The organism is Vibrio sp. Vb1554 (assembly GCF_033344235.1).
This window is the reverse complement of the sequence record NZ_JAWPOJ010000011.1, coordinates 146,012-158,498: the sequence shown is the minus strand read 5'-3', so window position 1 is coordinate 158,498 and position 12,487 is coordinate 146,012. Positions and strand designations below refer to the sequence as shown.

At 43.3% G+C, this 12,487-nt stretch carries 11 protein-coding genes; 8 read left to right on the top strand and 3 right to left on the bottom strand.

What is annotated here, in order from left to right; translation table 11 throughout:
• Positions 1–1,754: cadherin-like domain-containing protein (locus tag R8N28_RS11930; protein WP_318128724.1), on the bottom strand; the 1,754-nt coding region annotated here is incomplete at its 3' end.
• 400 nt (positions 1,755–2,154) lie between these two features.
• Between R8N28_RS11930 and R8N28_RS11925 the strand changes: the two genes are divergently transcribed.
• The 6 genes from R8N28_RS11925 to R8N28_RS11900 all read left to right on the top strand — a co-directional run bounded on the left by R8N28_RS11925 (position 2,155) and on the right by R8N28_RS11900 (position 8,353).
• Positions 2,155–3,465 (top strand): TolC family outer membrane protein, encoded by a 1,311-nt coding sequence (locus tag R8N28_RS11925; RefSeq protein ID WP_017635971.1) that lies wholly within the window; start codon positions 2,155–2,157, stop codon positions 3,463–3,465.
• 2 nt (positions 3,466–3,467) lie between these two features.
• On the top strand, positions 3,468–4,082 hold the full coding sequence (locus R8N28_RS11920) for an OmpA family protein (RefSeq protein ID WP_005377354.1): 615 nt from the start codon (positions 3,468–3,470) through the stop codon (positions 4,080–4,082).
• 175 nt (positions 4,083–4,257) lie between these two features.
• A complete protein-coding gene (locus tag R8N28_RS11915) occupies positions 4,258–4,611 on the top strand; it encodes a DUF2750 domain-containing protein (protein WP_005377352.1) in 354 nt (117 codons plus the stop codon).
• 186 nt (positions 4,612–4,797) lie between these two features.
• A complete protein-coding gene (locus tag R8N28_RS11910; RefSeq protein WP_065274550.1) occupies positions 4,798–6,768 on the top strand; it encodes a diguanylate cyclase domain-containing protein in 1,971 nt (656 codons plus the stop codon).
• An 87-nt stretch (positions 6,769–6,855) separates the two neighbouring features.
• On the top strand, positions 6,856–7,554 hold the full coding sequence (locus tag R8N28_RS11905; RefSeq protein ID WP_065274551.1) for an IclR family transcriptional regulator: 699 nt from the start codon (positions 6,856–6,858) through the stop codon (positions 7,552–7,554).
• A 106-nt stretch (positions 7,555–7,660) separates the two neighbouring features.
• Positions 7,661–8,353 carry an SDR family oxidoreductase gene (locus R8N28_RS11900; RefSeq protein ID WP_054730597.1) on the top strand — a complete coding sequence of 231 codons (693 nt, stop codon included), beginning with the start codon at positions 7,661–7,663 and terminating at the stop codon, positions 8,351–8,353.
• 198 nt (positions 8,354–8,551) lie between these two features.
• Here the strand turns inward: R8N28_RS11900 and dkgB are convergent, their stop codons facing one another.
• Complete coding sequence (gene dkgB / locus R8N28_RS11895; protein ID WP_065274552.1) at positions 8,552–9,352, bottom strand: 2,5-didehydrogluconate reductase DkgB; 801 nt, start codon at positions 9,350–9,352, stop codon at positions 8,552–8,554.
• Positions 9,353–9,464: 112 nt separating this feature from the next.
• Here dkgB and R8N28_RS11890 point away from each other — a divergent pair, with 112 nt between their 5' ends.
• Positions 9,465–10,370, top strand: coding sequence for a LysR family transcriptional regulator (locus tag R8N28_RS11890; RefSeq protein ID WP_005377343.1), 906 nt, complete (start codon positions 9,465–9,467; stop codon positions 10,368–10,370).
• A 132-nt stretch (positions 10,371–10,502) separates the two neighbouring features.
• On the top strand, positions 10,503–11,408 hold the full coding sequence (locus R8N28_RS11885) for a TIGR03571 family LLM class oxidoreductase (RefSeq protein WP_065274553.1): 906 nt from the start codon (positions 10,503–10,505) through the stop codon (positions 11,406–11,408).
• Between the two features lie 115 nt (positions 11,409–11,523).
• On the opposite strand, the gene R8N28_RS11880 is transcribed toward R8N28_RS11885, so the two are convergent.
• Complete coding sequence (locus tag R8N28_RS11880) at positions 11,524–12,408, bottom strand: LysR family transcriptional regulator (RefSeq protein WP_065274554.1); 885 nt, start codon at positions 12,406–12,408, stop codon at positions 11,524–11,526.
• Positions 12,409–12,487 lie beyond the last annotated feature (79 nt).

Genomic DNA, 12,487 nt, shown 5'->3' with positions numbered 1-12,487 from the left:
GTGTAAGTGACGCTGCCATCCGGGTTGACCGAGACCGTGCCGTTGGCTGGACCGTTATTGGTATCCAGCGACACCACGTTGTCGTTGCCTTCGAACGTGTCGTTACCTAAGACCTTGATGATGGTCGGCGTGTCTTCCACAACCGTCGCTTTATCTGCCACGATGTCCGCCACAGGCGCTACTGTGAAGTTCACCGTTTGGCTGACGCTTTCACCGCTTGGATCGGTGGCAGTAAAGGTTAACGCTTCTGAGCCGTTCCAGTCTGCGGTTGGAGTGAACGTAGCAATACCGTTGACGATCGCCACTTGAATGTTGCTATTACCAGAGACGCTAAACGTTAACTCGCCATCCACATTATCCACATCACTGAAAGCGGTGTTTAGATCGATGCTGTATGGCGTAAAGTCTTCTGCCAAGGTTTGGTCTGCGAGGTTGCTTTCAACCACAGGTGTGTCGTTCACCGCATTCACCGTGACGTTAACCGTCGCTTGGTCGGTCAGTGCACCATCGGTCACGGTGTAAGTAATTTCAGCATCGCCATGGAAGTTCTCAGCCGGTGTGAAGACCAGTTTGCCATCAACAATCTCGACTGTGCCTTGCGCTTCAGGTACGGACGCCGATTCAATCGACAGCGTATCGCCATCAATATCGGTGTCGTTTGGCAGGACATCAATCGTTACTGAGCTATCTTCCTCTGTAATTGTTGTATCATTAGAGGCAATAGGCGCATCGTTAACTGAGTTTACTGTTACCGAAACTTGAGCTTCATCCTCTAACTCACCATCTGAGATGGTGTAGCTAATCGTTGCATTACCGTTGAAATTTTCAGCCGGAGTGAAAACAAGCTTACCATCGATAATCTCAACGATACCTTGCTCTTCTGGTACAGAAGCAGAGGTAATGATTAAATCATCACCTTCAATATCACTGTCGTTAGCGAGCACATCAATTACAACCTGGGAATCCTCGTCAGTTTGAATCGCATCATTAGTTGCTATTGGCGCGTCATTAACAGGCGTAATATCTAAGTTAGCAGTGCCATTAATAACACCGCCATCGTTATCAATAATGTCATAGGAGAATGACACTTCAGTGTCATCGTCAGCCTCTGGAATGTAAGTCCAAGATCCATCGCTGTTATCAATTAAGGTGCCATTCCCACTCTCAATAGTGACGTTTGTAATGACAAGAGTATCGGCATCATCAATATTGACGTTCGATAGTAATTCTTCAGTAGTTATCGTGATTGGATCGCTATCTTCCTCAACAGCGCTTAATGTCACTGGAGAATTAGTAAGTGGCTTACTTGAGCCATCCCCACTTGTCTCGATACCTGTTGTGAAGAAATCATTTAAGGTCAACGCTTGAGTTTCAGATAAGCCGAGGGATTCTAAGCCAATAGTTTCAAAGTTTGTTGAGGCTAGCACTTCAGTACCATCTCGTACAATCGTGGCACTATTTTGCAAACTGGAGCCACTATTTTCACCCGCTGCAGGTGCGAGTTCTTCATCAATAGCAGAAGGGTCTTGACCTTGCTCAATAGCACTAATAATCTGTGCTACATCGTCTGAAATATCTTTTAAACCTTGCTCTTGAGCAAGCTGAATTTTCAGGTCTTGAGGCGCAGCATCTGTCATTGCCACTATCACTTCACCTGGTAGAGGCTGCTGTCCTTCTGCAAGGACTCTCAGCTGCCCATCCAAACCTATTACGACGACTTGATTACCGAGTGGCACTAATGCTGTACGATCCATATAAACCTTAACCCTAAATAACTGTCAAGTTTTTGACTAACAATACTAATTTGCTATATATTGCCCGAATATATAGTGCAATAACAGCAATTTGATGCTCAATAAAGTAATTATGTGTCATACATCAATAAGAATCCAGATGCATAAGTGTTTTATTTTATTAAAATCTGGACACACGTTCCTAGCTATTACCTTCATCTTTAATTTGAGATCTTAATTCAAGTTTCAGGCAGATTTAGTAGGTTGATTTATCAAAATTGAAACAAATGAACAGCGAATCAACAGGTTACTTCATCGCATATTAATGTTATTGTGCGCTAAATTATTGACGCCCTTATAAGTATTCCACTTATAAGCCCTATCACCTCGAGAATTTTTACCATTATCTAGGAGAATCACAGTGAAGTGGACTCGTGCCAACGCCTTTTGTATTGGTATGTTCACCGCTAGTCATGCTTTTGGGCAAACGCTAGAGCAAGCGGTTGAAAACACATTAAAAACCAATCCTGACATCAAAAGTGCGTTCAATGAATTCGTTAGCAAGCAGTATGTGAATGAAGCATCTGGTGGTGCTTACCTCCCATCCGTAGACTTAGATGCCGGTATCGGTTACGAAGGAATCAAACCCGCAGAGTCAGGGCGAGATTCAACCGATCTGACAAGAAAAGAAGCCACCGTGACACTAACCCAGCTAATATGGGATGGCTCAGCGACACTTAATGATATGGATCGAACAGCAGCTGATGCTGAATCGGTCCGTTATCAACTTCTAGCTGATGCCCAAGACACCGCTCTAGAGGTCGCGAAAGTTTATTTAGACTCAGTAAAAGCTTATGAAATTCTTACACTTTCCGAGAATAACTTGAAAGTGCATAAGAAGATCTATGAAGACATTAAAAAGCGAGTTAACTCAGGTATCGGTTCTACAGCAGACCTAACCCAGGTAGAGGCTCGTTTAGCAAAGGCTCACGGTAACTTGGTGGCAGCTCAGAACAACTTATATGACAGCCACACCACCTTTACACGCCTTGTCGGACAGTCACCACAAGGATTGATTTTCCCAAGAGCGGACCAAAACTTTATTCCCTACACCATCGATGAAGCGATTGACTTGGCATTCGAGTCACATCCAGTAATCAAAATTTCGGTAGCTGATGTGGACTCTGCAAAGTTCCAATACAAGCAATCTAAGGGAACTTACTACCCAACGATATCGGTAGAAGCGGCTCAAACATGGCGTGATGATGCAAGCGGTATCGAAGGAAGCAGCGAAGAGACAACAGCAATGTTACGTATGCGTTACAACCTCTTTAACGGTGGTAGTGACGTAGCCAACGCTGAAAGTTTTGCCTACCAACTAAATAAAGCAAAAGACCTAAGAGAACGTGCATACCGCCAAGTAGAAGAAGGTCTTCGTCTATCTTGGAGTGCGTTAGATTTAACACTTCAACAAAAAGAGTTCCTAGCGGATCACGTAGATTCGGCCTCTGAAACTGTCATCGCCTACGAAAAGCAGTATCGCATTGGAAAACGCACTCTGCTGGACTTGTTAAATACTGAAAACGAACTTTTCGAAGCGAGAAAGAACTACTTGGATGCTCGATACTCAGAGCAGTACGCCAAGTACCGCGTTATGAACGCGACAGGACAATTGTTAAATGCCTTGCGTGTCGATGTACCTACAGAATGGAATGAAAAGGTGGAGTACTGATCATGAAACCAGTGAAGATTCTATTTGCATTGGGTATGCTCGCCATCACTCAACACGTTGTTGCTGAAGACGAATATGAGTATCGTCCTGTACCAAATGCAGAACAAATAGCAGATTTGCAAGATGACGATAACGATGGTGTCATCAATGCTCGAGATATGTGCCCAGGTACACCTGAAGGCTCAGAGGTCGACAACGACGGTTGTGGAGAATACATTAAAGCATCAGATAACATGCAAGTGCGGATACTTTTTGCTAACGACTCTGATGAGATCAATCCAGTCTTCAGAAGACAAGTCCGAGAGCTTTCCGACTTTTTAAAAGAGTACCCTACTACTTCGATAGAGCTGCACGGCTATGCTAGTAAAGTTGGTGGTTCAAAGCATAACCAAGATCTTTCTGAAAGACGAGCACGCAATGTCCGTGAAGCCCTACTAAGCTACGACATCGAACCGAGTAGAGTCCGCATTGTTGGTTTTGGTGACACTCACTTAGCACAGCAAGGGACCGATGAAGTCAGCCATGCTTTAAATCGTCGAGTAACCGCATCAGTCGTTGGTTACAAAGGCGAGATAAAAAGAGAGTGGACAATATTCACAACTCTTCCAGAAAGGTAAAGTACCTGTTTTTGTTTGCTCTGCAAGCACAAAGCAAACAAAAACGAGTGAATACTTAACCTCAGAAAAGGAGCTTCGGCTCCTTTATTTTTACTCATTTCGACAACCGTATTATGCTTTAGGAATCGGCACTTTAGTGTTACTCTAGCCACGTCATAACAACGAGAGTTTTGAAATGAGCAAACTTACATCAGATATCCAAGCGAACCTTGACCTTTTTGTTGCAGAAACGAAAGAAAACCAATTGGTTTGGGGTTTACGCAATGAAGAAGGTTGGCTATCTTGCGATTCAACTGAATTCGAAAACAGCGAAGTCATGCCTTTCTGGTCTTCTAAAGAAGATGCAGAAGCACATAATGTTGAAGAATGGGCAGATTTTACTGTACTAGAAATCCCATTAGATATCTTTGTTGAAGATTGGCTTTTGACTCTTGCTGAAGATGGTGTTCTTGTTGGAACTAACTGGAACGATCAGTTAGAAGGCAAAGAAATGGAGCCTCAAGATCTAGCAAAGCTTTACATTGATTAAAGATTTCTGACCTCAACTTTATGTTGAGGTCTTTCTTTTTATGCCTCTTCTTTCAATATCTCGACCAAGTGCATAGTTTTACTGCTCTTTTTCTTAGTACACCCAACTTAATCACAACGCTGATGCGTTAAAAGCGCTATGATAACTCAACTTTAAAGGCACCTTAAATTAAAGGCTCGTTTAAACATGCGCGTGCTCTATCCCTTGCTTGCGTCACTTTTGCTCACTCCAGTATATGCAAGCGACACTCAAGATATTGAACCAAACCAAAATATCACACAGTGGCACTCTGTCTACCAAACCACACTACGAAGCAACCCTGAGTCGGCATTGAGCATGCTTCAAGATCGCTACCATACAGCGAAATCGGACAGCGAAAAGCTCTACGTAAGTGGATTGATTTATGAATATATGTCAAACATAAATCAGCCTTACTACGGCAGCAGTCAAGTCTTAGACAACCATTTTTCTCAATTAGAATCAGAATATATTCTTGCCTTAAATGAACGTAAGCATGGTAGTTACGAGGCCTCAGTAGATAGCTTTTCTTCTTTGCGACAGACAATGAAGAAAATATCCGATTCCGAAGGCAAGGCTCTGATGAACTATCAACTTTGTTATACGCTGAATCAACAAGGTCGTTATCACAAAGCAAACTTTTATTGCTCATCCTTAGAGAGCCACTTAAATCATAAGCATCAAGAAAACTTCCCTGTTGATCTCGCTTTGCGCGTGGTAGCAAATAACTACAATTACCGCGGTGACTATGAAAAAGCCTTAAGTTTGTATCGACAGTTGATGGCCAACATGTCGACGCAAAGCGATCCTTCAGGGATTTACAATGACGTCGGCAATTTACTTGCAGAGCTGGGGCAATTTGAACAATCAGAGCAATATCTCATTCAAGCCTTACTGGTTCGCCAAGATGAAGGGACACCTCTTGAAGTTGCGCAAGTCGAACATAGTCTAGGAGCGATGTACAGAAAATCCAAAGAACTCGATAAGTCCATCAGCCACTACAAAAATGCATTAACGATTCTCGAACAACTTCATTACCCATACGGGAAAGGGTTGACCTATTTAGGGTTATCTGCTGCTTTGGCCGATTCTGGGCAATTAGATACCGCGGTAGATTACATTGGAAGAGCATTAAACATTGCCCAAACTTATGAGAATACGCACCTTGAAACAGAGGGTCATTTGGCTGCTGGATTGGCATATTTAAAGAACCATACACCCGAAAAATCGATTGAACACGGTACAATTGCGTTAAGATTAGCGGTAAAAAACGCTAGGCCCTTATTGCAAGCGCAAGCCCAATTACTCCTCTCAAAAGCATACCAAGCTCAAAATGATTACAAAAAGGCACTGGAGCATCACAAGGCCTACTCGACGATTGAACTAACGAACCGAGACGCGAGTAATATCAAGGCGTTAGAGGCACTAGATCTCACTAAAAAAGAGTATGAATATGATCTACAAGTCGCGCAGTTGAACAACGAAACTCTTCTAAGTCAGTACCAGTTTGAAAAACTCACAGACCAACAACGCACTTATAATTTTGTTGTTTTCTGTTTATTGATTCTCCTCGCTCTGGCATTGATGGTTCAGCGACAAACACGCTTAAAAGCCAAAATAGACAGCTTAACGTGTGCATTAAACAGAGCGGCAATTATAGAGACGATTAAAAGCCAAACCTCCAAAGCGGAAGGAGACTTCCGCTACGTTCTAGCATTAATCGATCTAGATGACTTTAAGGCGATTAATGATCAGTATGATCATCCGACTGGCGACTTAGTACTACAACAGGTATGCAAAGCGCTTAAAGCTAAACTTAATAAGGGAGAGTACTTGGGTCGTTTAGGTGGAGAAGAGTTTATCTTGCTATTGAAAAACGTCGATGAGATTGACGTTCCCTTTAGAATACAAAGTCTGCATAAAACAATTTCAGAAAAGAGTGTACATTCGCTTAATAACCATCAATTGAATATATCTGCGAGTCTGGCCTATCTATCAACCTCAATGCCACTCACCAACTTTGATGAGCTCTATTCGATATTAGACCAAGCGTTATACAATGCTAAGAAGCAAGGAAAAAACTCCCTTGTGGATGCATACAACGAGCCGATCAGTTTAAGTGCTGAGTATATTCTCTAATAAAACCAAACCACCAGCGTAGTGGTTTGTTATAGGTGGAAGCATCAGTAAGCCATTCAGATGCAACACCATCATCAAGGAGTCTTTGTGCCCAAGGCAAGAAAAAACATTCAGTCTCTAGAGCGAGGTTTTCTAGTCCTCGAGTTGCTCTCGATGAGTGAGTCTCCCCTATCATTACAGACGATCAGTAATGCGATCCAGTTAAATAAGACGACTGTTCACGGGTTACTTGCGACTCTACACTCTCTTGGATATGTATCCAAACACAACCATAGCTACAGCCTAGGGTTTAGATGCTATGAACTGTCTAAGCCGATTGAACAAAAAAACGAAGCTATCCGACAACATTTTGTTCCATTGCTGAAAAAAATGGCCCAAATGACTAACAACACTGCTTACCTCGCTGTACAAAGTGGCGCTAAAGAGTACTTGTATATCGATGCTATAGAGCAGGATAACCCTCTTACTATCCGTAGCCCGAGAGGGAAACGAGAAGGACTCACAACATCTGCGATCGGCAAGGTTTTTCTTAGTTTTGATGATGAGCTTCGCCGAACATTGCGCCTTGAAAGCCAAATATCCCCCACGTTAGAAACTGAACTTAATCAGGTTGTATTATCAGGTTACGCACTCGATTTAGAAGAGGCAGAGCCAAACCTCAATTGCTTAGCGATCCCCCTTTATTTGGATGGTAAGGTCGTTGCTGTTGCAGGTGTCAGCGGTGCTGCCTCCGAACTGACGGTCACTAGGCTAAAACACTTTGCCAGCATCTTTCTCAAACTTTAAGGTTTGACAATGTCGAATCTTAGGCCATTTTTGTACTGTTTTGATTACATGCTTATACGTCGCCTCTAATATAGTCGTTGTTCAACTCAACAACGTAGGAGAAGCGATGTCTACTGTATTAATCACTGGCGCTAACCGTGGCTTAGGCTTGCAATTTGTCCGCCACTACCTTGGAAAAGGTTGGCAAGTTATCGCAACTTGTCGTTCACCAGAAAATGCTAAGCAGCTCAATGAACTAGTAACCCAATCTAATCAACTTCAACTGATGGCTCTAGACGTCACTAACCAACAAGATATCGATCAGTTAGCCACTCAATTAGCGGATCGTCCGCTCGATCATTTAATTCTTAATGCAGGTGTATTAGGCGAAGAGTGTGCAAAGCTTGGCGAAATGACCCAGAAAAAATGGCTAGAAGTACTAAACATAAATACCGTCGCACCTGCCCTGCTAATTCAAGCCCTACAAGACAACGTTGCGAAAAGTCAGCACAAAACCATCGTGGGAATCTCAACCCGAGTTGCGAGTTTAAGCGATAACAGTTCAGGTAACATGTACAGTTATCGAGCATCTAAAGCAGCGCTTAATCAGGTTCTAGTATCAGCAGCACGCAATCTCGAATCGCGAGGAGTAAAAACTGTCGCAGTTCATCCCGGCTGGGTAAAAACCGATATGGGCGGTGAGGACGCAACCTTTTCTGCCGAGGAAAGTGTTGCAGGCATTGTTTCGGTCGCAGAACAGCTAACACTTGAGCAATCCGGAAGCTTCCGCGTATTTGATGGCTCTACAATCGAATGGTAAATGATCTCTAAATGACGTCTCCCGGCCAAATTGAAGGCCGGGAGAATACAATAAACCAATAGGCCAAAAAGATAAAAGCACGCGCTATCGTCAGACAAGCTAGCCGTTATTGTCTCAGGCGTTGTACTACTGTCAAACGCTGAGGAAGTCAGCGATTGCAGAGGCGTCATTTAGGCAATGATTTCCTGTGAAACTCACTCAATCATCCCACTCAGGCGCTAGCCCTTCAGGGTTTACTTCGCGGCCATTTCTTTCCAGCGCATCTATCTTAGCGATCGCCTCTTCACTCAGATTAAGTTCAAGTGCTTTCAGGTTACTTGCCAAATTCTCTCGTTTAGTTGAAGACGGGATCACCGCGTAACCTTTTGACAAAGCCCAAGCAAGCGCGACTTGAGCTGGCGTGGCCTGATAGTCCTCAGCAATACCTGCAATAGTTGGGTCCTCAAGTACTTTCCCATATGCCAAGGTCATGTAAGACGTTACCTGAATATCGTTTTCCTGCATGAAGCTGACCAACTTACGATTTTGCAAATAAGGGCTAAGCTCGATTTGGTTAGTAACAATATTCTCTTTACCGACCACTTCTATCGCTTGTTGCAACAAGTCAATATTAAAGTTGGAGACGCCAATATTACGGGTTAACCCTTGCGATTTAGCTTCAAGTAATGAAGCCATGTATTCGTTCAAGTTATTGTTATTGCCAGGCCAGTGGATCAAGGTCAAATCCACATAATCTGTATTTAGCTTTCCTAAGCTCTCTTTTAGACTTGGAATGAGTTGTTCCGTGTTCATGTTATCAACCCAGATCTTGGTCGTAATGAATAGCTCATCACGTGCAATACCGGACTGTGTCAATACTTCACCGATTTCTGCCTCATTACCGTAAATCTGTGCAGTATCAATTACGCGGTAACCCACTTCTAACGCATTACGGACTGAATCCTTAACTACTTCACCCTCTAAACGAAACGTTCCGACGCCAAATGATGGTACTTTCATCTAAATCTCCTGAATTATCGATTTTATAGTTGATTCGAAGCAAAACTTTACGCCGCAAGAGACTTTCCGTAAAGTTAACAATACTCAAATCTAATTTGAAATATATTCAACAATGAAAGCTACTCTAGATGAAATGCGCACCTTTATGGCCGTGGTCGATACGGGTTCAATCAGCTCTGCGGCTGAACTGTTATCGATGACCGTCTCGGCGGTGAGTCGATCGGTATCTCGGCTAGAAGCCAAACTCGAAACGACCTTGTTAAATCGCACAACCCGTAAGTTAGATGTTACTAATGAAGGAACGATATACCTCGATAAAGTCAGACATATTGTAGAAGCAGTAGAGAATGCCGAAGCACAACTGAAAAGCCAGAAATATAAGCCTTCTGGCCTCCTACGAATAAACGCAGCTACCCCCTTCTTACTGCACGTACTAACGCCGCACATTGCTAAATATCAGAGCTTGTATCCAGAAGTCGAAATCGATCTCAATTCCAATGAGGAAAATATTAGCCTTTTGGGAACAAAAACCGATATTGCTTTTCGTATCGGTGAGCTACAAAACTCAACCATGCGCGCGATATTTCTTGGTAAAAGTCGGATTCGAATCGTCGCGAGTCCAGAGTATTTAAGACAACATGGTACTCCAACCTCAATAGATCAGTTACTCAATCACAAGCTACTTGGATTCAACAAGCCGGAGTATCTTAAGGAATGGCCGATCATGGATGATAAGAACAAACTTCTGCGTATTATGAGTAGCCTAAGATCTGATAATGGCGAGACGCTAAGATGTTTAGCCTTACATGGTGCGGGGATAGCTTGCCTGTCTGACTTTATGACCTACTCTGACCGACAAGCTGGTCGCTTAGTGGGCGTGCTTAGTGAACACACGCATAATGTCGAACAGCCCGTTCATGCGGTGTATTACAAAAATGCCAGTACCTCACGCCGGATCAGCTCTTTTATTGACTTCATCAAGCAAGAAATCAAGGTAGAGAACCACCAGTTCCTTTAAAGACCACCGCTGTTTGTGGCAAAACACTTTTGTCTTTTTGCCGCTTTTTCTCACAACAAAAATCTCATAGTGTCCTGAATATCAGGGAGGCACCTTGCCTCCTAGTACTCATAGTAATAGTCAGGCTTCATAATGCATAAAGATTTAAGTAACAGATTCACCATCGGGGTTGAGCTCCCCCTAGATAATGACTGGACCCAAGAAGGCCAAAAAAAACGCCTGCTCCAACGAAAACCGTTCGGCGTACCAGACATGAGTGCACATAAACAGCGTATTATGTTAGCCGATAAGTTAGGCTTTAACGTAGCGTGGGTGAGAGATGTCCCGTTGTACGACCCTAACTTTGGAGACGCGGCACAAATTTATGAACCGTTCAGTTATCTTGGCTATCTCTCTGCGTGCACCGACAACATTCTACTAGGGACAGCAGCGATAGTATTACCGTTAAGACAACCTTGGCTAGTGAAAAAAGCCGCTGCGACCATCAACGAGTTAAGTGGTGACCGCCTGATACTCGGTGTGGCTAGTGGAGACCGCCCTAGTGAATATCCCGTTTTTAATGCCAACTTTGACAGCCGTGGCTCAGCTTTTCGAGAAAGTGTAGAGATTTTGAAAGATACGCAAAATGATAAACTGGGTAACGATCTACAGTTATTACCCGAGTTTGCTGATATTCCTATCTATGTCGCAGGGTTAGCGCAGCAAAGTCCACAATGGATAGGAGAAAACCTAGACGGCTGGCTCGCCTACCCAGGCACACCTGATGATCATGAACACCGCGTTGCACTTTGGCGCTCCGTAGCGGGAAACAAACCCTACGCCAGCTTTATTCATCTTGATTTAGTCGATAACCCAAATGCACCAGTCGTTCGGCATCATTTTGGTATCCAGGCCGGAGTCAATGGCTTGAGCGATGAGCTAGAAAAAATGCAAGAAGCAGGAGTCAACCACATCGGGTTGCATTTCCGTCGTAATAGCCAACCAATTGAGAAATCAATGGAACAGATCGCTCAGTACGTGTTGCCACGCTTTAACTAAGATCAAATAAAAATATGTGCCACCTTACTAAGGGGTGGCACGCTAGGCTTGGCACTTGGGAAAATAAAAGATGCAATAACGACAAAACTCTTTTGTTAAAACAACAATAATAGAGTTATCTTAAAGTAAGTCTTGGTTGAATAAAGTCGATGAACGCGGAAATACGCTTAGAGACTGAAGAAGATTTGTAGAACACAGCATTGACCTGTTCTCGTCCAGTATTTGTGATTTTTTCCGATTCAAACAATGCCACTAACCGTCCAGAATCAAGATCATCTTTCACCATAAAGCCAGATAAACATGCAATGCCATTCCCTGCCAACACTAACTGTCTAACCGTTTCACCACTGCTGGATAGGATATCAGGCTCTATCATCTCAAACCCTCGTAATGGCCACTGATTTAACACTTTAGCGCCAGAAAAACCGATCAAGTTATGACTGCGCAAATCGCTCACCGCTTCAGGGAAACCTCGTTTAGATAAATAACCAGGCGTGGCAACGATAAATAGTGGGCTTGTTCCTAAAGGTTTAGCATGCAGTGTTGAATCCGATAATCGTCCAATACGTATCGCCACATCGGTTCTTTTTTCCAATAGATCCACAAAACCCTCATTAGAGGTAAGATCGAGTTGAATATCAGGATAAGCCTCTTTAAATGGCTGAATTAACGGCACGAGTTGATGTAAAACAAATGGGCTAGCGGCATCAACTCTTAAGCACCCCTTGGGTAATTCACCTCGTGTGATGATCTCTTCTTCAGCTTGCTGTATTTGTAGTAAACCTAAGCGAACCGCTTCAACAAACTGATGCCCTTCCTCAGTAACTTCCACTCTGCGTGTCGTGCGATTCAGCAAGGTTACCCCCAACTGTGATTCAACTTTACTAACCGCACGAGATACCCTAGCGACTTGAATACCTAGTGCATCAGCAGCGGAAGAAAATCCACCACTATCCACAACTGCCATAAGAATCTCTAATTCATCTGATCGGGTTAACATTTCATCCCCTTTCTTAACTGCGCACTTTCATCATTTATAACAAAAGTATTTTGTAATAAACACCATTTTTCGCAACGAA

What these genes read in the sequence shown, in the direction of transcription:
- R8N28_RS11920 (WP_005377354.1), top strand. Translation starts at nt 3,468, where the DNA reads ATGAAACCAGTGAAGATTCTATTTGCATTGGGTATGCTCGCCATCACT.
- R8N28_RS11900 (WP_054730597.1), top strand. Translation starts at nt 7,661, where the DNA reads ATGTCTACTGTATTAATCACTGGCGCTAACCGTGGCTTAGGCTTGCAA.
- R8N28_RS11885 (WP_065274553.1), top strand. Translation starts at nt 10,503, where the DNA reads ATGCATAAAGATTTAAGTAACAGATTCACCATCGGGGTTGAGCTCCCC.
- R8N28_RS11880 (WP_065274554.1), bottom strand. Translation starts at nt 12,408, where the DNA reads ATGTTAACCCGATCAGATGAATTAGAGATTCTTATGGCAGTTGTGGAT.
- R8N28_RS11910 (WP_065274550.1), top strand. Translation starts at nt 4,798, where the DNA reads ATGCGCGTGCTCTATCCCTTGCTTGCGTCACTTTTGCTCACTCCAGTA.
- R8N28_RS11890 (WP_005377343.1), top strand. Translation starts at nt 9,465, where the DNA reads ATGAAAGCTACTCTAGATGAAATGCGCACCTTTATGGCCGTGGTCGAT.
- dkgB (WP_065274552.1), bottom strand. Translation starts at nt 9,352, where the DNA reads ATGAAAGTACCATCATTTGGCGTCGGAACGTTTCGTTTAGAGGGTGAA.
- R8N28_RS11915 (WP_005377352.1), top strand. Translation starts at nt 4,258, where the DNA reads ATGAGCAAACTTACATCAGATATCCAAGCGAACCTTGACCTTTTTGTT.